Source organism: Sulfuricella sp. T08 (genome assembly GCF_000971475.1).
Taxonomy (GTDB): domain Bacteria; phylum Pseudomonadota; class Gammaproteobacteria; order Burkholderiales; family Sulfuricellaceae; genus Sulfuricella.
This window is the reverse complement of record NZ_DF967548.1, coordinates 62,328-83,538: the sequence shown is the minus strand read 5'-3', so window position 1 is coordinate 83,538 and position 21,211 is coordinate 62,328. Positions and strand designations below refer to the sequence as shown.

Below are 21,211 nucleotides of genomic sequence, written 5' to 3'. Positions count from 1 at the left end.
GTTCGGTCCGTGCTTTTTAATAATGTAAAATAATAGCTTAGTGATAACACCCCTAGGCTATTTGTTTTTTTGAACTTGACGAAAACGGATCCAATCTGATGGCAATGCTGGTGAAAGCATCATTCACTGGGTTTTTGCTTGAAAGGATTGCTGTCGTTCAATTCATCAACATACTGGCTCATGCCTTTTGCTTCGCGCTGCAGAAAATCTTCCACGGCACGCGAGAATTCGGGGTGAGCTAGCCAGTGTGCTGACCAGGTTGCCTCGGGCAAAAATCCCCGTGCGATCTTGTGCTCGCCTTGAGCGCCACCTTCGAATAGGGCGATTTTCCGTTCGATGCAAAATTCTATCGCCTGGTAGTAGCAGGTTTCGAAGTGCAGGCCGGGGTGGTATTCAAGCGCTCCCCAGGAGCGTCCATACAGGGCGTCGTTGTTGAAGAAATTGAGTGCGCTGGCAATCGGTTCGCCATTGCGTGAGGCGATGATGAGCAGAATGTTTTCGGGCATGGACGCGCCGATGCGCCGGAAAAAATCCAGATTCAAAGGTTGCGGCGAGTTGTATTGCCGGAAAGTGTGAGTAAAACAACTAAAAAAGAACGTCCATTGTTCTGTTGTAATCTCTTTTCCTCGGATGTGTTCGAAGCTGATGCCGGCATCCTTTACCTTGCGTCTTTCCTGTTTGATTTTTTTGCGCTTGTCGTGGCTCATGCCGGATAGGAAGGAATCGAAATCGGTGTAACCGGGATTCCGCCAGTGAAATTGCACGCCCTGGCGCAACATCATGCCTTGCTGCTGCATCTCCAGCGCCTGGTCTTCGTAGGGAAATAAGCAATGCAGGGAAGAGACGCCTGAGCTTTTTGCTAGTTGCAGGGCTGAGCGTATCAGCTCTGCCCGGATCTCGGACGATGCGGCCAGCAGCCGCAGCCCCGCTACCGGGGTGAAGGGGATGGCACACAGCAGTTTGGGGTAATAGTTCAGCCCCCGTTTCTGGTAAGCCTCCGCCCAAGCCCAATCGAAAACGAATTCGCCGTAGGAGTGATTTTTGAGATACAGCGGCATGGCTCCAGCGAGGGTGTTGCCCTGCCAGAGGGTGAGGAACTGTGCCTGCCAGCCGGTGCGCGGCGTGGCGCATCCGCTTTCCTGGAGTGCGCGCAGAAAGGCGTGTGACAGAAACGGATTGTTTCCTGCCAGTGCGTTCCACTGCGCCTCGGGGATGTCCGCGATGGTTTCGATAATCTTGAGATCAGGGGAGGGGGGCAATTTACCAGTCCTTTTATGAGATCCTCTTGATTCTAGCCGAGTCGGCCCGATTCTCCCAGTAATACACTCGGGATTGAATCGCTCCATGAAGAAACTCGATCAGCTGAATTTTCAGAATACCTTTGCTCATCTGCCGGAGACTTTTCACAGTCGCTTGCACCCCACGCCTCTGCCCGAGCCTTACCTGGTCAGCTTCAACGCGAATGCGGCAGAATTGATCGATCTGGATCCGGACGAAGCGATGCGCGCCGACTTTGCCGAGTATTTCATCGGCAACCGTTTGCTGCCCGGCAGCGACCCGCTGGCGATGCTCTATGCAGGCCACCAGTTTGGCCATTTCGTGCCGCAGCTGGGCGATGGCAGGGCGATCTTGCTGGGTGAAGTAAAGAATCGCGCCGGGGAGCACTGGGATCTTCAGCTGAAGGGGGCAGGGGCCACGCCGTTTTCGCGCAGTGGCGATGGCCGTTCCGTGTTGCGTTCCAGCATCCGTGAATACTTGTGTTCTGAGGCCATGCATGGCCTGGGTATTCCAACCACTCGCGCCTTGTGCATCGTCGGCAGCGACGAAGAGATTTGGCGCGAGACCGTTGAAAGTGCCGCGGTGGTGACTCGTATCGCGCCTTCCCACGTACGATTCGGTTCGTTCGAGGTGTTTTTCTATCGGGATCAGCCTGAACCGATTGCCCGGCTTGCCGATTATGTGATCGCCAAGCATTTTCCCGAGCTGGCCGATGCGTCTGACAAATATCCACGCTTTCTGAACGAAGTGGTTACCCGCACCGCACGGCTGATGGCCAAATGGCAGGCGGTCGGCTTCTCGCATGGGGTGATGAATACGGACAACATGTCCATCCTCGGTTTGACTTTCGACTATGGCCCATTCGGTTTCATGGATGCCTATAATCCGGGCTACGTCTGCAACCATTCCGACCATGGCGGTCGCTACGCATTTGACCGGCAGCCGCAAATCGGTCTGTGGAATCTGACCTGTCTGGCGCAGGCCTTGACGCCGATTATTCCGGTGGAGGAAGCCAGAGCGGTGCTAGGTCACTATGGCCCGACTTATGCCGAGCACTACGTGGACTTGATGGGCCAGAAACTGGGCATGACCCATGCAGGCCAAGACGATGTTCCGCTGATAGAATCGCTACTGGGGCTGATGCACGCAAACAAGGTGGACTATACCCATCTGTTCCGCAGCCTGGGCAATTTCAAATCCACTTCGGGCGAGCAGAACAGCGTGGTGCGCGATCAATTCATCGACCGTCCAGCGTTCGATGCCTGGGCCGAAACTTATCGCGCCCGGTTGCAAAATGAGCCGGGCACGGATGAGGAGCGCAAGGTGCGCATGGACAGGGTCAATCCCAAGTACATCCTGCGCAATTATCTGGCGCAAGTCGCGATCGACAAGGCCGAGAAGGAGCGCGATTTTTCAGAAGTGGATCGCTTGCTGAAGTTGCTGGGCCGCCCCTTCGACGAGCAACCGGAGATGGCGGATTATGCCGCGTCACCGCCGGACTGGGCGCAGCATATCTCGGTGAGCTGTTCGTCGTGACGGCTTAGGCGCGCTGCCATATCAGGATACGGTTGTTGGCAGGCATGGCCACATCTTTCTGCAGCAGCAGCCCTTGTGATTCGGCGAGCCGATTCAGGGTTGCAAAATCCCGGACACCGCTGTTCGGGTCGCGTGATTTGAGCCAGGCATCGAATCGTGCATTGCTTTCGGATGTAAATCTTCCCCCGTAGTTGAATGGCCCATACAGGCAGAGAAGCCCGCCTTCGTCCAGAATGCGTGCTATGCCTGCAAACATCGTTTCTACTTCTTGCCACGCAACGATGTGCACGGTGTTGGCATTGAACACGGCATCCACGCTTTCGATCGGCCACTCGGGGTCGCTAACGTCGATGGCAACAGGCGGCAGCACATTCGGCAGCAGAGATTCATCCAGCCATGCCTGGATGCCCGCATGGTTCTGCGCCAGCTCGCTGGTCTGCCAAGTCAGGTGAGGCAGTGCCCGGCCAAAATAAACGGCGTGCTGTCCGGTACCGCTGGCGATTTCCAGCACGCGTTGCCGGTCGGCAAAGATATCCTGCAGGACTTCGAGTATGGGGCCCTGATTTTGCTCGCAGGACTCGGCGTAAGGTTTCATGTTTTTATGGTAATAGATGTTGGACAGGAGTGGTTGGAATTTTACATGCGAATTTCTGTGGGTAAAATGAACCATGGAAAATGAAGCGAGGTGGCAGGCAATCGGCAAAGCAATCCGGGTTGCAACTGGGAAGGGTTTCGTCGTCCAGAAATTCCGCGCTATCGGGGGCGGATGCATCAATTCGACGTATTTGGTCGAGGACGGTGTGCGCCGTTTCTTCATCAAGCTTAACCGCGTGTCTGGTCTGGCCATGTTTGAGGCGGAGGCCGACGGGCTGTGCGAAATTGCGGGTAGCGGTACTATTCGCGTGCCCTATCCGGTATGTGCCGGAGTCGCTGTGGATTCGGCATTTCTGGTGCTCGAGGCCGTTGATTTCAATTCTGGTGATTTCAGTGCTGGCAGAAAGGGGCGGCCAGAATATCTGGGACGCCAACTGGCTGACATGCATCGGGTAAGTGCCACACAATACGGCTGGCGGCGCGACAATACGATCGGTTCCACCCCCCAGATCAATACGCCTGCCGACAACTGGCCGGAATTTTGGCGTGAGCAGCGTCTTGGACGGCAGCTTGCGCTGGCGGCAAGCAACGGTTACTGCGGCGCACTGCAACGCAAGGGAGAGAGGTTACTGGTGGGGCTGGCTGGATTTTTTACCGGCTATGCACCGTTGCCGTCGTTATTGCACGGGGATCTGTGGGGCGGCAATTATGCTTACTCCGCTGCCGGTGAGCCGGTTATTTTCGATCCGGCGGTCTACTATGGCGACAGGGAAACGGACCTGGCGATGACCGAGCTGTTCGGCGGCTTCCCCGCGGCATTCCATGCGGCCTACCGTGAGGCGTTTCCTCTAGATTCCGGCTACCCGATTCGAAAGACGTTATACAACCTGTACCACATACTCAATCATCTGAATATGTTTGGTGAAGGTTATCTTGGGCAAGCAGAAGGGATGATAGAAAAGCTTTTGAGCGAGGCAGCATAGCCCCGCGCCGCAGTGGTAAGGCCTGAAGTCAGGCCGTAGTGTTGACGTTTTGCCCCAGATGGGAGGGCATATTTGCGGGGGAAGATTTTGTCGGCTGCGGTACGGAATTGATAAGTGCTGCGGCGCTTTGCGCCTGAATTTCCTGGGCCTTCCTCAAAACCTCATTCTCGACCGAGGTGCCTACCGATTGGCCAGAGAATGCACTGACAGACGATGCGCTGGAGATATCCATGGCAATTTACCCATTAAAAATAAAATTCTTGAACTGAAATATAGCACAGGACGGTTTTTCACGCGAAAAAATATTGCCTCCGGATTAATCGGTAATTGGCCATATGCTAATTTACCTAGTACATTTGTACTAACTATCGGAAAAATAAAGAAATTTTGTAAAAAATGCTTGCGCTCAGCAAGTGAAATTGAGTATGCTTGATTTACGTTGCAAAGCAGGATGCATCTCCCAGGAAATGCATCCACTCGGCTCGGAATGAGCAAAATGGAGAAGGAGGAGCGAGTTGAAAAATAAATCATCCATTCTGACTGTGCTGGCTGTTGTGCTGGCAGCCTCGGCCGGCCCGGTTATGGCGGCTGACGACGGCAAGGGGAAAGAGCTGTCCGGCCGGGACATCGCTTTTGACAATAAGAAGGGCAACTGCCTTTCCTGTCACGCGGTTCCCAACGACCCCAAGGCTGTGGCGGCCGGCAATATTGCGCCTCCTTTTATCATGATGAAGGAGCGCTATCCTGATCGTGCGAAGTTGCGTGCGCAGATTTGGGACTCGACTCAGGCCAATCCGAAAACGGCAATGCCGCCCTTTGGCAAGCATCGTATCCTGAGCGAGCAGGAAATTGATCTTGTTGTAGATTTTGTTCAAAGTCTTTAACCAATTTTAGGAGAGTGAGCGATGAATTATCTGCGTAGAACATTTTTGAGAGGAACGGGTGCCGCGGGTACCGTAGCCATCGCGATTGCGGCGGGCCTGCTCAAGCCTGGTCAGGTGTTGGCAGCGGAATGGAACAAGGTGGCCTTCGATGCCACGACCACGGCGGATGCGATGAAGGGCTTGAATGTTGCGGGTGCCGTCGAGAGCAAGGACATCCTGATCAAGGCACCGGACATTGCCGAGAATGGTGCGGTTGTTCCGGTAGAAGTAACCAGTAAAATCCCAGGCACCACTTCCATCATGATCTTTGTAGACAAGAACCAGAATCCCTTGATCGCTGATTTCGAGTTTTCGAATGGTGCTGAAGGATTCGTTTCTACACGTATCAAGATGGCGTCGACATCTCACGTCAAGGTGGCGGTGAAAGCCGGCGGTAAGGCCTATACCGCTAGCAAGGAGGTTAAAGTGACAATCGGTGGCTGCGGCGGTTGATAAAAAATTTCCTGATCTTGAATATTCAATCTGTTTGACGAGGATACGAACATGGCTGATGCAATGAAAATGCGGGCAACGATGCAAGGCGATACCGCCGACGTGAAAGTTTTGATGAATCATATTATGGAAACCGGTCTGCGCAAGGATGCGAAAACCGGGCAGCTGATTCCGGCGCACTTTATCAATAGCGTGGTTGCAGCAGTGAACGGCAAGACGGTGCTGGAGGCGCAATGGGGCGCTGCGGTTGCCAAAAACCCGTTTCTGGGTTTCCGGGTAAAAGGAGCAAAGGCTGGCGACAAGATCACCATAAATGCGGTGGACAACAAAGGCGAAAAGCTCAGCGGCGAAACAACCGTAGCCTGACATCTGCACGGCCGGACGAGTGGCGTCCGGCCGGGATGAAAACAAGAAATAGAATTATGAGGAGAGACTAATGAAGCGGAGACTTTCTATTTTTCTTGGCTGCTTGCTGGTTGTTGCCAATATTGGCGCATATGCTAGTCCCGAGGATGACCGCAAGGCCCTGCTCAAGCATTACAAGCAGATTCTTCCGAATGTGAAGCAGGCCGATTATGTTCTGGGCGCTTTGGCCCTGAATCCGGATGCCAAGGAACAGTACGACAGCATCATGATGTTCCCGCCCTTCGTCAATGATGTGGATGTGGGCAGGGAGCTGTGGGAAAAGCCTTTCAAGAATGGGAAAACCTTCACCAGCTGTTTCCGCAACGGTGGCAAGAACGTGGCGGGCAGTTATCCCTACTTCGATAACGGCGTCGGCAAGGTGATTACCTTTGAGAATGCCTTGAATGCCTGTCTGCGCCATAACGATGAGGCGGAGTTGAAATATGGCAGTAATGAGCTTGGTCTGCTATCGGCTTATGCCAAAAGCCTGTCTGACGGCATGAAGGTGAATATCAAGGTGGAAGGTAAAGATGCCCTGGCTGCTTATGAAAATGGCAAGGATTATTACTATTCGCGGCGCGGCCAGTTGAATTTCTCCTGCGCAATATGCCATGTCGACAATGCCGGAAAGTTCACTCGCAGCGAGCAATTGTCCCCGATGATCGGGCAGGCGGCTCACTGGCCGGAATTCCGTGCCGGAACCGAACTGGTTACGCTGCAAGGGCGTTTTCGTCAGTGCCAGAAAAATGTTCGGGCAGCGCCGCTGGAATATAACAGTGAAGAGTACAACAACCTCGAATATTTCATGACTTACATGAGCAAAGGCCTGCCGATGCAGACCCCGGTGTTCCGCAAATAAGTCTCCCCAAGAGAGGGCCGAGAGGCTGGAAGTGATTCCTTTTCTCTCGGCCCTTGTTTCATGCCGTTTACCCGATTTGGAGTTTCCCCCATGTCCATGAATCGCCGAGAATTCCTTCAGATGCTGGCGGTTGCAGCTGCCTCAGGCTTTGCGCTGAACAGCCGTTCTGCGCTATCTGCGGCCAGTGCAGGCGGTTTCTATGATCTGCCCTCCTTCGGCAATGTTTCCTTGCTGCATATTACCGATTGCCATGCCCAGTTGATGCCGATTTATTTCCGTGAGCCCAACGTGAATATCGGCCTGGGTGTCAGCCACAACAAGGCGCCGCACCTGGTGGGCGAGAAACTGCTCAAGGCATTTGGTATCCGGCCCGGCACGGTCGATGCCCATGCATTCACTTCCCTCGATTTCGAAAAGGCCGCCCGCACCTACGGCAAGGTCGGCGGCTTTGCCCACCTCGCCGGTCTGGTAAAGAAAGTTCGCGCCAACCGTCCGGGGGCCTTGTTGCTGGATGGCGGCGATACCTGGCAGGGCTCTGCTACCGCACTGTGGACCAATGGCCAGGATATGGTGGATGCCTGCAAGTTGCTCGGTGTGGACATCATGACCGGCCACTGGGAATTCACTCTGGGTGCGGAGCGCGTCAAGCAGATTGTGGATAACGATTTCAAGGGCAAGGTGGATTTTCTGGCGCAGAACATCAAGACCAACGATTTTGGCGACCAGGTGTTTCAGCCCTATGTCATCAAGCAGATGAATGGCATTCCGGTTGCGATCATCGGCCAGGCATTCCCCTACACGCCGATCGCCAACCCGCGCTACATGACCCCGGACTGGAGCTTCGGCATCCAGGACGACAATATGCAGAAGATGGTGGATGAGGCTCGCGCCAAGGGTGCTCAGGTCGTGGTGGTGCTGTCCCACAACGGCATGGATGTGGATCTGAAAATGGCGAGCCGTGTCACCGGCATCGATGCCATCCTTGGCGGCCATACCCACGACGGCATGCCTGCTCCATCCATAATCAAGAATGCCAGAGGGCAGACTCTGGTGACTAACGCCGGCTCCAATGGCAAGTTCCTTGGCGTGCTGGATTTCGACGTCAAGAATGGCAAGGTGGCTGGTTTTAAATACAAGCTGCTGCCGGTGTTTGCCAACCTGATCGAGCCGGATGCGGAAATGGCGGGGCTGATCAAGAAAGTTCGCGCGCCCTATGAAGCCAAGCTGGCGGAGAAACTGGCCGTAACGGAGGGAACGCTGTACCGCCGCGGCAACTTCAATGGCACATTCGACCAATTGATTCTGGATGCCCTGATGGACGTGAAAGGCGCGGACGCCGCTTTCTCTCCAGGCTTCCGCTGGGGTACTTCACTGTTGCCGGGCGACACCATCACCATGGAGCATGTGATGGACCAGACCGCCATTACCTATCCCTATACCACGCTGACCGAAATGACCGGCGAAATGATCAAGACCATCATGGAAGACGTCTGCGATAACCTGTTCAATGCCGATCCTTACAAGCAGCAGGGCGGCGACATGGTGCGCGTCGGAGGCATCAGCTATACCTGCGATTTGCGGCAGGGATTCGGCAAGCGCATCAATAACATGATCATGAAAGGCAAGCCGCTTGACCCGAACAAGAAATACAAGGTGGCGGGTTGGGCGCCGGTGGCCGAAGGTGCTACAGGCGAGCCGGTATGGGATGTTGTTGCGTCTTACCTGCGTGACAAGAAGGTGATCACGCCGCGCAAGCTCAATCTGCCCAGGTTGATCGGGGTGGAGGGAAATGCCGGCATCGCTTGATATAGGGTAAGATAGGCGGGCAACTGCTATAATTTTTTCTTTGCAGAAGACGCCTATGCCCTCAATCCGTTCCATCCGAATCCCGCTTGTTATTCTCGCGTTCATCGTCGCTGCTGGCGGCGTTTATTACTGGAAGAGCCAGAGCGCCAACTCACCCCAGGAAAAGTACAAAACCCAAGTGGTTGACCGCGGCGATATTGTCCAGAGTATCTCGGCCAATGGCACCCTGAGCCCTGTGGTGCTGGTGAACGTGGGCACCCAAGTGTCCGGTACGGTGAAAAAGCTCAACGCGGATTTCAACAGCCGGGTGAAAGAAGGACAGATTCTGGCTGAACTCGATCCTGCCCTGTTCGATGCCCAGCTCAGGCAGGACCAGGCCAACATCGCTAATGCGGAGGCCAATCTTGTGCTGATGCGAGCCAAGGAGGAGCGTGCTCGTTTGTTGCAGAAGAAGGGCTTCATTTCTCTGGATGCCGTCGACCAGGCCAGGCAGCAGCTGGACTCCGCTCTGGCGCAGCTCAAGCTGGCGCAAGCCCAGTTGACGCGCTCCCGCACCAACCTGAATTATTCTGTGATCCGTTCCCCGATTTCCGGCGTAGTGGTGGCACGCAATATCGATGTGGGCCAGACGGTTGCGGCCAGCTTCCAGACCCCCGTTCTTTTTCAGATCGCCGGCGATCTCAAGCAGATGCAGATCGAAACCAGCGTGGCCGAGGCGGATATCGGCAATCTCAACATTGGCCTGGAGGTGCGATTTACCGTCGACGCCTTTGCGGACCGGCAGTTTTCCGGCAAGGTTAAGCAGGTCCGACTTAACCCCACCGTGCAGCAGAACGTAGTGACCTACAATGTCGTGGTGGCGGTGGATAACCCGGATGAAGTGTTGTTGCCTGGCATGACCGCCCACGTTCAGGTCATCGTGAGCCGCCACGAAAATGTACTGCGCGTGCCGAATGCAGCGCTACGCTTCAAGCCTCTGAGGGAAGAGGGTGGCGAGGCTGCTGGCAAGAACAACAGGAAAGAAAAAGGGCGCGGCGGCGCTACCGTTTACCGGCTCGATCAAGGGGAGCCGAAGCCGGTGAGGGTCAAGGCCGGCATCTCTGATGGTTCCTACACTGAAGTGCTGGGCGATGAACTCAAACCTGGGGAGTCGCTGGTAGTCAGGGAGATGGGTGCCAAGAAAGACAAAGGTTCCGGCTTCAGCCTCAGGATGATGTAATGGCCGATCCCCTGATCCGCGTCGAGGGCCTGCACAAGCAGTATGAAATCACCGGCGGGCGAGTCGCTCCGGTGCTGCATGACGTCAACCTGAGCATCGCCCCCGGCGAATTTGTCGCCATCATGGGGCCTTCCGGCTCGGGCAAGTCCACCTTCATGAATATTCTCGGCTGTCTCGACACGCCCACCAGCGGGCATTATTTCCTTAATGGCCGGGATGTCGCAAAGCTGAATCCGGATGAACTCGCTCATCTGCGCAATAGCCTGATTGGATTCGTGTTCCAGGGTTTTAACTTGTTAAAGCGCGTCACCGCGCTGGACAACGTCGCGCTGCCGCTGCTTTACGCCGGCCTGGGGCAGGCTGAGCGGCGTGAGCGCGCCCTGGAGGTCCTGCGCCAGACCGGGCTGGAAAAATTTTCCCTATCGCTGCCCAATCAGCTCTCCGGCGGCCAGCAGCAGCGCGTCGCCATCGCCCGCGCGCTGATCAACCGTCCGCCGTTGATCCTGGCGGACGAGCCCACCGGCAACCTGGATACCCACACCAGCCAGGAGATCATGGAGATATTTACCCGCCTCAACCGCGAACAGGGCATGACCGTCATCCTGGTAACCCACGAGCCGGATATTGCCCACTATGCTCACCGGATGGTGCGCTTCGTGGATGGGCGGGTGGAACGGGATGGGGAGGTGTCATGAAGATCCTGGCGATCTTTGCCGAAGCCTGGCGCGCCATGGCGATGAACGGCTTGCGCACCGCCCTGACCATGCTCGGCATGGTGATCGGCGTGGCGGCAGTGGTACTGATGCTTGCCGTCGGTCAGGGGGCGCAATACACCGTCAGCCAGTCCATCGCCTCGATGGGCAGCAACCTGTTCATTGTGCTGTCCGGTGCCAGTACTTCAGGCGGGCTGCGCTTCGGCTCGGGCAGTGTGCCTACCCTGACAGTCAGCGACGCGCAGGCGCTCGCTCAAATCCCGTCGGTCAAGGCAGTCTCTCCTTCTTACCCAGGCAACGCCCAGCTGGCTTATGGCTCAAGCAACTGGAGCACCATCGTCACTGGCTCTACGCCAGATTACTTTACGGTGCGCAACTGGACACTGGATGCCGGCCACCCCTTCGAGGAAAGCGATGTGCGCGGTGCGACCCGGGTAGTTGTGCTTGGCCAGACAGTGGCGAAGAACCTGTTCGGAGAGGAAGACCCCACCGGCAAGACCATTCGCATCAAGAACATGCCTTTTCTGGTGGTCGGATTGCTTGCCGCAAAAGGACAAAGCCTGGACGGGCGCGACCAGGACGATACCGCTGTGGTGCCGGTCACCACCGCTCAGCGCAAGCTTTTCGGTAACCAGTTTCCGGGCACGGTGCGCTATCTCATGGTGCAGGCGCGATCGACCGAGACGATGGATGAGGCAGAGCGGGAGATGGGCCAAGTGCTGCGCCAGCGCCATCATCTGGCTGAAGATGCGGAAAACGACTTCACCATCCGCAACCTGACATCGGTGGCGCAATCTGCCGCCGGATCGGCGCAAGCCATGTCCTTCATGCTCGGTGCTATCGCCTCCATTTCCCTGCTGGTGGGCGGAATCGGTATTATGAACATCATGCTGGTGTCGGTCACAGAGCGCACCCGGGAAATCGGCATCCGCATGGCGATCGGTGCGCGCCGCCGCGACATCCTGTTGCAATTTCTGCTTGAGGCGCTGATTATTTGCATAGTCGGTGGGTTGGTTGGAGTGCTCCTTGGTGTAGGTGGTGCCTGGCTGGTCAGTTCGATGGCGGAAATGGCCGTGGTGGTCACGGTGTGGTCGATCCTGCTGTCGTTTGCCTTTTCTGCCGCGATCGGCGTGTTTTTCGGTTATTACCCGGCACGGCGCGCGGCCATGCTCAAGCCCGTGGAGGCGTTGCGCTATGAATAAAAGTGGAGTAATTCCAAAGACAATATGAGCATATGATTTTAAATCCCCTGCGCATCTTTGCCGATATCGGGCGCAACCGCTACCTGCTTGGTCAACTCATCAAGCGGGATGTGCTGCTGCGTTACCGGGGTGCGATGTTCGGCTTGCTGTGGATTTTTCTCAGCCCGCTATTGATGCTGAGTATCTTTGCTTTCGTTTTCGGCCATATCTTTCAGGCGCGTTGGTCCCAGCAACTGGGTGGGTTGCCCTTCTGGCTGAATCTGTATTGCGGTCTGATCGTTTTCAATATCTTTGCCGAAGCCGTATCCCGCTCGCCCTCTGCGGTTCGCGGCTACCCCAGCTTTGTCAAAAAAATCATCTTCCCGGTGGAAATTCTGCCCTTGGTTCCTCTTGGAGCAGGGTTGGTGCATGGCGCATTCAATTTTCTCATTCTGCTGGCCGCACTGGCCTGGACGGGCAATCTGCATGTGCAGATACTGCTTTTTCCTTTGCTACTGGCCCCCGTCCTGCTGCTCGCTCTGGGGTTTTCCTGGTTCCTGGCCGCGTGGGGAGTATTCATCAAGGACATGACCCAGATCGTGCCGCTGTTCGTTCAAATGCTGATGTTCCTTTCGCCAGTGTTTTACCCTGTGAGCGCGGTGCCTGAAGCGCTGCGCCCCATCTATTTGCACAACCCACTCGGAGCGGTGATAGAGGCTGGACGGACTGCAGCCTTGGGCGCGCCGATTTCGTGGACTCACTGGGTCACTGCTCTGGTCATCGGTTTGGCAGCGGCCATTCTTGGTTATGCCTTTTTTCAGCATAGTCGCGAGGAGTTTGCCGATGCGCTATAAGAAGGCGGCCACATCACTGCATAAAATGCTGAGGAAAGAATGACATATGCCAGCGAGAAATGCGAAACTGTTCATCGTTAAACTAGCCATTACACAAATACTGCGCAGCCATAGATAAATGACAACCATCGAGACCCTAATTCAGGCCACCCTGGCAAACCATCCCGAAGTTCGGCTGGCCATTCTTTTTGGCTCGTTGGCCACCGGCCAAGGGCATCATGACAGCGATGTCGATCTGGCAATTGATGCGGGGCAGCCTCTTGGGTTTAAAGAATCAATGTCATTGATGGCGGAACTTGCAGAATCCACAGGCTGTCCTGTTGACTTAATCGATCTTCAGACCGTCGGCGAACCACTGCTGGGGCAGATTCTCAGGCACGGGAAGCGCCTCCTCGGTAAAGATAGCCTCTATGCTGAACTCATCAAGAGGCACGTATTCGATGAGGCGGATTTCATGCCGTACTATCGTCGTATTCTCAGGGAAAGGCGCAGCGCATGGATAGAGAAGTGATCGAACAAAAACTGGAGTCTCTTCGCCGTTGCCTTCAGCGAATCCAGGAAAAATGTCCGCCATCCTCCGAAACCCTTGGCAGAGATGTCGACTTGCAAGATATCCTCGCGCTCAATCTGACTCGAGCCATCCAACTCTGCGTTGACATCGGAGCGCACCTTATCGCCGGCAAGGACACTCCTCCTCCTGCCACAATGGGTCAAACCTTCGACGTGCTTGCCGAGCTTGGATGCATCAACACCGAACTGGCAATACGCATGAAAAAAACCTTGGGTTTTCGCAATATCGCCGTCCATAATTATGAAGCAATCAACTGGCAAATCGTTCATGCCATCGCAACCAGTCACCTAACTGATTTCAAGGAGTTTGCTCAGGCTGTTATCCAGAAAACTGGGCTCTAAGTATTCCATGAACGAAATCGCCATCTCTGTCAAAAACCTCACAAAGACCTACCGTATCTTCGGCCACCCTGGCGACCGCATCAAGCAGGCGCTTACTTTTGGCAGAATGCGCTTTCATCGAGAATTCACCGCCTTGCGGGACGTTTCCTTTGAAATCAAAAAAGGGGAAACCGTTGGCATCATTGGGCGAAATGGGTCGGGTAAGAGCACTCTGTTGCAATTGATTTGCGGTATTCTCAAACCCACCTCGGGTGAGGTTGAAGTCAATGGCAGGGTATCGGCCCTGCTGGAGCTGGGGGCAGGCTTCAATCCGGAGTTTACTGGCCGAGAAAACGTTTACTTTCAGGGGGCTGTCATGGGTATCCCCAAAAAAGAGATGGTGCGACGCTTCGACGACATCGCCACCTTCTCAGACATCGGCGAATTCATTGACCAGCCAGTGCGGATTTATTCCAGTGGAATGTATGTGAGATTGGCATTTGCCACCGCAATCCACAGTGCACCTGATACTTTAATTATTGACGAAGCGCTATCTGTGGGTGATGAACCATTCCAGCGAAAATGCTTTGAACGCATTCGCCAAATCCGCGAGCAGGGATGTACCATCATCTACGTTTCTCATAACATGGCATCCGTGGTTGAACTCTGTGATCATGCATTGCTTCTGGAACAAGGTAAACTCACTGTAATCGGCAATCCCAAGTTTGTTTCAGCGAGTTATTTGAAAAATCTCAATCGTCCGTACGCCACAGATGAGGTGAAAAATAACCCTAAGCTAGCTTACCAAGAGCAAGAAACGGCGTGCTTTGACCAAACACTAATTCCGGAAAGTACCGTTTCATACACCTCCTTGGGTGCGCAAATCATCAATCCTCGCATTCTTTCCCTTGATGGGAAATGTGTAAATCTGCTGCATAGTGGTGAGGAATACATCTATGCTTATGAAGCCCAGTTCAACGTGCCCGCAAAATGCGTACGTTTCGGCATGATGATCAAAACAGTTACAGGCTACGAACTAGGCGGTCTTCTCTCTCACCCCGCGGACACTGGTATTTCGGTTGAGTGTGGCACAACCCTTTCTCAACGGTTTCGTTTTCGATGCAACCTGCTATCGGGTACTTATTTTCTTAATGCTGGCATTACCTGTCTTATGCCTGACAAGGGCGAAGTGTATTTGCACAGAGTGCTTGATGCAGCCATGTTCAAAATCACACAGGAAAATGGTTCAATACGATCAGGAACAGTGGATATATCCTCCTCATTTTCAGGCCTCATGCCCTGACAGATCGATCTCATAAAATCGATAGACATGTCTCAACCTATACATAATGGATTTCGTCCATCCCATCAACGGCACTTTCTAGTTTTGTTCAGGAAATCACTGAAGTGAATTTGATACAAGAACTCGCGCCAAAAACCGGCATTGTTGTTCTGGGTATGCACCGCAGCGGCACCTCTGCATTGGCTGGCGTGCTGCACATGCTGGGCATTCATCCTGGCTACTCTCTCCTGCCAGCGATGGAAGGTATTAACCCCAAAGGCTTCTGGGAGCATGCAGAAGTTGTGACCATTCACGATCAGATACTGGAGGCATTCGATTCCTCATGGTACGAAGAAACCTCTTTGCCCGACCAGTGGTGGCGTTCACCCCCCGTTGACGTTTTTCGCGACAGGATCGTTAGCGTGCTGCGCCGTGACTTTAGCAACAGCCCCCTTTGGCTCATCAAAGACCCACGCATGTGCCGCCTGTTGCCTCTGTGGCAGGAGGTGTTCCGTGAACTGGCCTGCCAACCGCTGTTTATCCTCATGCTACGGAAACCAGCCGAAGTGGCGCATTCCTTACGTAAACGAGACAATTTCTCAGAAGTAACATCCTGCCTGCTGTGGCTCACCCACATGCTGGAAGCTGAATACCAGACTAGAGGCCAGCCACGAGCTTTCGTTAATTATGAATGCCTATTGGCTGATTGGCGGAAAACTGTGGCTTCAATCGGCCAAACCCTCGGTTTGACTTGGCCTGTCACCGTAGAAGATGCCGCCCCTAGCATTGAGGCATTCATCGACCCTTCTCTGCGACATTATGTCGACAATGCCACACTGCCTGACCATCCGGTGTGCCGCTTGGCTCAGGAAGTGTTCGAACTCCTTTTGGCTAAATCGCCAGACCCAGCGAAACTTGATCGTATGCGCGCTCAGACCGTAGAACTCGTCAGTATCGTTGCTCCATTGTCAAAACTGCTTAGGTCTAGTGAGACAAAAAATCAAGATTCATGCACCAATCTTGCCCGCCTTGAATCGGAGAATGCTTTGCTGCATTCAGAAATAAAGCGAGTCAAAAATACGGCTTCTTGGCAAATTACCAAACCACTAAGATTGGTCCAGTATTTGATACGGCTGATCATTCCTGGCACAAGAAAACCATGAAAAATTGAATATGCTGAGCTTGTTGAAAAATCGGTGATATAAACGGAACCTGCCCATAGCCTGCTGAAATAGCCACCAAATAACAAACGATATGGTTCACATCATTATTCCTGTCTATAGGGGAATTGCGGAAACGAGACAGTGCATTGAAAGCGTACTTCGCGCTGGCAATAGCCTGGATCACCGCATTACCATCATTGACGATTGCAGCCCCGATCCAGAGTTGACGGATTATCTCATCGAGCTATCGAAGGGTGGGATGGTGCAGCTTTTACGCAACGAACAGAATCTTGGGTTTGTGGCAACGGTCAATCGTGGCATGGAGCTTGATCCGAATGCCGATGTGATTTTGCTCAACAGTGACACGGAGGTTGCTGGAGACTGGCTCGACAGGTTGCATCGCTGTGCCTACAGTGCCCCTGATGTCGGCACGGTCACACCATTTTCGAATAACGCAACGATATGTAGTTACCCGAAGTTTTGCGAGGACAACACCCTTCCGGAAGGGTGGGATGCCGCCAAACTCGATGCTATTTTTCACCAAGTCAATTCAGGTAAAAGCGTTGAAATTCCCACGGCGGTGGGCTTCTGCATGTATATAAAACGCGCCTGTCTGAATGCGGTCGGTTTGTTTGATACGGAAACTTTTGGTAAGGGGTACGGGGAAGAAAATGATTTCTGCATGCGCGCGCGCAGACGTGGTTGGCGGCACATATTGTGCGCCGATACTTTTGTTTACCATGCTGGCGGTGTGAGCTTCGCTGAAACGCAGAATGTGCGCAAGGAAAATGCCATGTCCATTCTGCGGCGGCGTTATCCGCATTACATGCCTTTGGTGTCATGGCATCTCAAGAAAGATCCTGCACGGTCTTACCGACTGATGGTGGATTTTATGCGGATACGTGTCGGTCGTCGCCCCGTTATTCTCTTTGTTACCCACAGACGAGGCGGAGGCACAGAAAGGCATGTGCGAGAGCTTTCCATGCATCTCGATCATGCAGCGGAAGTGTTAATGCTACGCCCTTATCTTTGGGGTGTAATTACGCTTGAATGGATAAGACCAGGAGAGCGGTTCCAACTTTATTTCCATATGGATCGCGACTATCAAGCATTACTGAGCTTTCTCAGGTTGGCACGCATCGGTCAGGTACATTTTCATCATTTGTTTGGACACAATATTAAAATAAGGAACATTCCTGAGGATATTGGCGTCCCTTTCGACTTTACTGTTCATGACTATTACGCAATTTGTCCAAGAATTTCGCTAACCTCGATTAATTATCGCTACTGCGGGGAACCTGACTTGCAGCAATGCAATGCATGTCTAAATATAAAGCCTCGAGTTGGCTCAGCAAATATCCAAAATTGGCGTGATGAAAATAGAACCATGTTCAATAAAGCAATGCATGTGTTTGTCCCAAGCGAAGATGCAGCGCGGCGAATTCGAACCTATTTTAATGATGCAAAGGTCGTGTTAGCTCCCCACTTGGACATTGGGCCAGAAAGCACCTTGCCAACTCCGAAAGCACTACCACTGAGCACAAATGAAAGATTACGCATCGTTGTTATTGGTGCAATGAGTCAAATCAAAGGTGCGGATATATTGGATCGCTGTGCCATATTGGCTAATCAATATAATTTACCGCTGCAATTTCATTTAATTGGCTACGCTTACAAGGATATGGCAGGATTGCCTGCTGAGGTTCTTTCAATCCATGGCGAATATGAAGATGTGGATTTGCAGCAATTGATTTTAGACTCACGACCGCATGTTATCTGGTTCCCTGCTCAATGGCCGGAAACCTACAGTTACACACTCAGCACAGCATTGATGAGCGAATTTCCAATAATTGTGCCAAATATTGGTGCATTTACAGAAAGAGTAAGCCAACGCCCATGGTCATGGGTATGCCGTTGGGATTGTTCGGCAGTTGAATGGAATGAATTTTTTGTGCGGGTGAGGGAAGCCAATTTTTTAGCTAATGTTAGCCCCGCCGTCACGAATGATGCACAAAGTTCCACCTATTATCGATATCAGGATTATGTTAGAACTGGCAAATGTGCAGCATTGGCAGAGGGCGACCTTTCTGTGGTGCGCCATTTATTAGTGGCGTATTGCCGACCACCTTTCAAACTTCTTGAGCGTATGCTTCTTGACTTGAGGGTAATACTTAACCCATTGCTACGATTGGTGAAAATTATAGTCCCAGTTGTTAGAAAAATCGGGAAGATTCTCTCTCCGTATAACCGCAAGATGATTAAAGCTTGGTTGGCTGGCCGCTGGCCTTCCTGAGATTGCCGTTAATGCTGCTATTTACGACCGAATTTATCGGTGCAAGCCTTGAGTGTTGAATACTTGGCTACAAGTCACCAGCGTAGTTTCTGGCGGACTGGATCAAACAATAAAATAAAAAATTGGTAGCATCAAACCCACTCGTTGGAAGACGAAATACCGAGGGAACCTCAGTCACGGAAATGAAGAGGATGGTAAGGTAAGAGAATCCTTTTTCGGCATTAAACACTGGTGTATCAAGCGGATATACCTATCGATTAACATGCTCTCAGAGAAGGTTTCCATAGTTCGCTGACGACCTGCACTGCCCATAACTGAACAAAGAGTTGAGTCTTGCGCAAGCAGTTGGCCGGCTCTGGCAAAAGCTTCAATATCATTGGTTTCGCAAAGGATACCCGTAACACCGTCTATGATTATTTCCGGCAGGGCCGTATTGTTGCTGGTAATGACTGGCTTGCCGCACGCCATGCCTTCCAGTGCTGCATAGCCAAAACCTTCGGCATGCGAGGGCAGCAGTACCGCATCGCATTCCTGGTAGGCTCGAACCATACCCTGTTCCGTAAATTTGCCCACCGGAATCATGTTGGCCGGAAGATTCATTCTTCGGCAGTCTTGCGGTTCTGCTGTGAAGCGGAGCTCAAAATCAGTTCCCAGTCTGCGCATTAGTGGCGCAAGCAGATCGCCCCCTTTGAGGCGTGTGGGCTTCCCGATAAACAGTAATCGGAATGGCCTGTTTTCGTGGGTTTCCTGTGGTTTCGGCTTGAACAACTCGGTATCGACCCAGTTGTTAATGACTTCCACGCCATCCATGCTTATCTTCTGCCGCAGATGATTCGCCACATAGTGGCTGACCGTCACGACGGCATCTGCGGCATGCATCGACCGCACTTCCCGGGGTTCCGCAAAGAAGCGATGATAAAGAGACTGAAGTACGCTTTTGTATGGCCGCAACCCGGGATCAAACACGCAGTGATGCACGATCACCACCAGCGGCAGGTTGTTGCGCTCGAAGGCGAAACCGTTCCAGCTATTGGCGATGATAATGTCTGTGCCAAGGGGCGGTTGCGTGCGCTGCAGCAAGGCTGGCAGCAGTTCATGGGACAACGGGAACCAGGTGATTTGCGCCATTATGCCGTGGCGCTCCAGCGATGCGGCAAGGCGTCGGGTATAAACGTCGGTACCGCTGCCCGCTCGGATCGCCGGTAGCCAAGCCTTGATTCTTTCGTTTTCCATCAGGGTTCGCGAATGTCCAGTGCCACCCAGGCCATGAAAAATGCCTTGAGCGGAATGGGGCTTCCAAAACGCAGGCTGCGCCACAAGGCGCGCAAGACCAGGCCAACACACTTGCTTGCCAGCAGCAGGGGTATCTCCAGCGGGTGACGCCAGGTTTTCATGGCGAGCAGGACATGGGCGCGTGCCATGTGGTATTCGTAAAAAAATTGGCCACGCCGTGAAGACCCCGCACTATCATGGCGTACAAAGGCATCGTCTAGGCGAAGCGGCTTTATCCCCGCACATGCAAGACGCCAGCCGAGCAGGGTATCTTCTCCATACATGAAAAACTCCGCGTCGAACAATTTGCCTTCCTCCAGCATGTCGCGGCGTACCAGTAGGCAGCAACCGCTCAGGTAGGGAAATGAGCCGGGCAGCGGGCGCATAGTCTGCAAGCCGAAGAAGCGTTGGTACCAGAACATGGGTTGTGGCTTGCCTTCTGCATCGATCACCGTGGGCGCAACCAAACCCGCGCCGGTGTCGGCAAGCGCGGCTGCGAGACCCGCAAGCATACCAGGCAGGGCGACGGCATCGTTGTTGATTAGCAGGAAGGCGTCGCAGTGTCGCGCGGCCTCGTCATTGAGCGCCAGATTGACGCCGCGCGCGAAGCCAAGATTGCGGTCAGGGTTGAGCAGGCGCAACGTGCAGTCCACATACCCCTCCTGCCGCGCCATCACGGAGGCAAGCTCGGCGGCAGCGTGCTTATCGGCTGAATTGTCGACGACCAGCACCGCGTCCAGTCCCTCGCCGGCTAATGAACATAAACAGGCTTCTGTGCGTGCGGCATTGCGGTAATTGAGGACGATGGCGCAAATTTTCATGGGCGTTCCCGCAACAATCCCTCGAACAGGGAGGCATACCGGCGGGAAATTGTTTCCCAATCGAACTGCTCCAGTACATGTTGCCGACCCGCATGCCCCATGGATTCGCGCAGTTCGGGATGTTCGAGGAGAAAGTCTATCTTGGCGGCAAGGTCGGCACTATCCGCTTGCCGGCATAACAATCCGGTGACCTCGTCGATGACTAAGTCCCGGATGGCTGGGAGGTCTGTGGTGATAACCGGGCACCCACAGCCCGACGCTTCGACGAGAGCCAGACCAAACCCTTCCGCCAGAGAAGGCGACACAAATATCGCGGCATTTCCATACAACTCACTCAGTGTGGCATTCTCCATTGCGCCAAGAAACCGGACATGTTTGCCCACGCCCGAAGCGGCGGCCTGCCGCAGCAGATTCTCACGTTCCGGCCCGTCGCCGGCGATGACCAGCGTCGTCCTGGGGTGTTTTTTTAGAATCTCCGGCATGGCCATGATCAGGTATTGCACCCCCTTTTGTTCAACCAGACGCCCGACAAACAAAAGTTCAGCGTTGCTGCGCCCCGATTCGACGGGGGGCGTAAAAGTCTCGGCTAAATCGACCCCCATCGGGATGATTTCCACATCATCCCGGCTTGCCAGGCTGAATGCATGCGTGCGTAAAGCCGCGCTGACCACCGTCAATCTGTCTA

22 protein-coding genes are annotated in these 21,211 nt (G+C 53.7%); 16 read left to right on the top strand and 6 right to left on the bottom strand.

The window, feature by feature from the left end; genetic code table 11:
- Nucleotides 1–119: 119 nt before the first annotated feature.
- Complete coding sequence (locus tag SCT_RS12465) at nucleotides 120–1,259, bottom strand: GNAT family N-acetyltransferase (protein WP_059423507.1); 1,140 nt, start codon at nucleotides 1,257–1,259, stop codon at nucleotides 120–122.
- Between the two features lie 85 nt (nucleotides 1,260–1,344).
- On the opposite strand from SCT_RS12465, the gene SCT_RS12460 reads away from it, so the two are divergent.
- Nucleotides 1,345–2,814: a YdiU family protein gene (locus SCT_RS12460; RefSeq protein WP_059423505.1), complete on the top strand. Its 1,470-nt coding sequence runs from the start codon at nucleotides 1,345–1,347 to the stop codon at nucleotides 2,812–2,814.
- 4 nt (nucleotides 2,815–2,818) lie between these two features.
- Here SCT_RS12460 and SCT_RS12455 read toward each other — a convergent pair whose 3' ends face one another.
- Nucleotides 2,819–3,409 (bottom strand): DUF938 domain-containing protein, encoded by a 591-nt coding sequence (locus SCT_RS12455; RefSeq protein WP_059423647.1) that lies wholly within the window; start codon nucleotides 3,407–3,409, stop codon nucleotides 2,819–2,821.
- A 73-nt stretch (nucleotides 3,410–3,482) separates the two neighbouring features.
- Between SCT_RS12455 and SCT_RS12450 the strand changes: the two genes are divergently transcribed.
- Nucleotides 3,483–4,391 (top strand): fructosamine kinase family protein, encoded by a 909-nt coding sequence (locus tag SCT_RS12450; protein WP_059423503.1) that lies wholly within the window; start codon nucleotides 3,483–3,485, stop codon nucleotides 4,389–4,391.
- Nucleotides 4,392–4,419: 28 nt separating this feature from the next.
- Here the strand turns inward: SCT_RS12450 and SCT_RS17930 are convergent, their stop codons facing one another.
- Nucleotides 4,420–4,623, bottom strand: a complete 204-nt coding sequence (locus tag SCT_RS17930) for a putative motility protein (RefSeq protein ID WP_082098335.1) — start codon at nucleotides 4,621–4,623, stop codon at nucleotides 4,420–4,422.
- A 283-nt stretch (nucleotides 4,624–4,906) separates the two neighbouring features.
- Here SCT_RS17930 and soxX point away from each other — a divergent pair, with 283 nt between their 5' ends.
- The 14 genes from soxX to SCT_RS12380 all read left to right on the top strand — a co-directional run bounded on the left by soxX (nucleotide 4,907) and on the right by SCT_RS12380 (nucleotide 18,433).
- Nucleotides 4,907–5,275, top strand: a complete 369-nt coding sequence (gene soxX, locus SCT_RS12445) for a sulfur oxidation c-type cytochrome SoxX (RefSeq protein ID WP_371257745.1) — start codon at nucleotides 4,907–4,909, stop codon at nucleotides 5,273–5,275.
- A gap of 21 nt (nucleotides 5,276–5,296) precedes the next feature.
- Nucleotides 5,297–5,767, top strand: a complete 471-nt coding sequence (gene soxY / locus SCT_RS12440) for a thiosulfate oxidation carrier protein SoxY (protein ID WP_059423501.1) — start codon at nucleotides 5,297–5,299, stop codon at nucleotides 5,765–5,767.
- 51 nt (nucleotides 5,768–5,818) lie between these two features.
- A complete protein-coding gene (gene soxZ / locus SCT_RS12435) occupies nucleotides 5,819–6,133 on the top strand; it encodes a thiosulfate oxidation carrier complex protein SoxZ (RefSeq protein ID WP_059423498.1) in 315 nt (104 codons plus the stop codon).
- Nucleotides 6,134–6,203: 70 nt separating this feature from the next.
- Entirely contained in the window at nucleotides 6,204–7,031 is an 828-nt protein-coding gene (gene soxA / locus SCT_RS12430; protein WP_059423497.1) for a sulfur oxidation c-type cytochrome SoxA, read from the top strand.
- A gap of 90 nt (nucleotides 7,032–7,121) precedes the next feature.
- Complete coding sequence (gene soxB, locus SCT_RS12425) at nucleotides 7,122–8,837, top strand: thiosulfohydrolase SoxB (RefSeq protein ID WP_059423495.1); 1,716 nt, start codon at nucleotides 7,122–7,124, stop codon at nucleotides 8,835–8,837.
- 55 nt (nucleotides 8,838–8,892) lie between these two features.
- Nucleotides 8,893–10,056: an efflux RND transporter periplasmic adaptor subunit gene (locus SCT_RS12420; protein WP_059423493.1), complete on the top strand. Its 1,164-nt coding sequence runs from the start codon at nucleotides 8,893–8,895 to the stop codon at nucleotides 10,054–10,056.
- Nucleotides 10,056–10,751, top strand: coding sequence for an ABC transporter ATP-binding protein (locus SCT_RS12415; protein WP_059423491.1), 696 nt, complete (start codon nucleotides 10,056–10,058; stop codon nucleotides 10,749–10,751). The genes SCT_RS12420 and SCT_RS12415 overlap by 1 nt, the downstream gene beginning before the upstream one ends.
- Nucleotides 10,748–11,971 (top strand): ABC transporter permease, encoded by a 1,224-nt coding sequence (locus tag SCT_RS12410; RefSeq protein ID WP_059423489.1) that lies wholly within the window; start codon nucleotides 10,748–10,750, stop codon nucleotides 11,969–11,971. The genes SCT_RS12415 and SCT_RS12410 overlap by 4 nt, the downstream gene beginning before the upstream one ends.
- 32 nt (nucleotides 11,972–12,003) lie before the next feature.
- On the top strand, nucleotides 12,004–12,804 hold the full coding sequence (locus tag SCT_RS12405; RefSeq protein ID WP_059423487.1) for an ABC transporter permease: 801 nt from the start codon (nucleotides 12,004–12,006) through the stop codon (nucleotides 12,802–12,804).
- Between the two features lie 118 nt (nucleotides 12,805–12,922).
- Entirely contained in the window at nucleotides 12,923–13,315 is a 393-nt protein-coding gene (locus SCT_RS12400) for a nucleotidyltransferase domain-containing protein (RefSeq protein ID WP_059423485.1), read from the top strand.
- Nucleotides 13,300–13,716, top strand: a complete 417-nt coding sequence (locus tag SCT_RS12395) for a DUF86 domain-containing protein (protein WP_059423483.1) — start codon at nucleotides 13,300–13,302, stop codon at nucleotides 13,714–13,716. The genes SCT_RS12400 and SCT_RS12395 overlap by 16 nt, the downstream gene beginning before the upstream one ends.
- Nucleotides 13,717–13,723: 7 nt before the next feature.
- The gene (locus SCT_RS12390) at nucleotides 13,724–14,998 is read left to right on the top strand and encodes an ABC transporter ATP-binding protein (RefSeq protein ID WP_059423481.1); all 1,275 of its coding nucleotides are present in this window, start codon (nucleotides 13,724–13,726) and stop codon (nucleotides 14,996–14,998) included.
- A 104-nt stretch (nucleotides 14,999–15,102) separates the two neighbouring features.
- On the top strand, nucleotides 15,103–16,140 hold the full coding sequence (locus SCT_RS12385) for a sulfotransferase family protein (protein ID WP_059423479.1): 1,038 nt from the start codon (nucleotides 15,103–15,105) through the stop codon (nucleotides 16,138–16,140).
- A gap of 91 nt (nucleotides 16,141–16,231) precedes the next feature.
- Nucleotides 16,232–18,433 (top strand): glycosyltransferase, encoded by a 2,202-nt coding sequence (locus SCT_RS12380; RefSeq protein WP_059423477.1) that lies wholly within the window; start codon nucleotides 16,232–16,234, stop codon nucleotides 18,431–18,433.
- A 174-nt stretch (nucleotides 18,434–18,607) separates the two neighbouring features.
- Here SCT_RS12380 and SCT_RS12375 read toward each other — a convergent pair whose 3' ends face one another.
- The 3 genes from SCT_RS12375 to SCT_RS12365 all read right to left on the bottom strand — a co-directional run.
- Nucleotides 18,608–19,666 (bottom strand): glycosyltransferase family 4 protein, encoded by a 1,059-nt coding sequence (locus tag SCT_RS12375; protein WP_059423475.1) that lies wholly within the window; start codon nucleotides 19,664–19,666, stop codon nucleotides 18,608–18,610.
- Nucleotides 19,666–20,526 (bottom strand): glycosyltransferase family 2 protein, encoded by an 861-nt coding sequence (locus tag SCT_RS12370; RefSeq protein WP_059423473.1) that lies wholly within the window; start codon nucleotides 20,524–20,526, stop codon nucleotides 19,666–19,668. Before SCT_RS12370 ends, SCT_RS12375 begins: the two co-directional genes overlap by 1 nt.
- Nucleotides 20,523–21,211 (bottom strand): glycosyltransferase family 4 protein (locus SCT_RS12365; protein ID WP_159107906.1); only part of this gene is annotated, 689 nt, incomplete at its 5' end. The genes SCT_RS12365 and SCT_RS12370, both read right to left, overlap by 4 nt.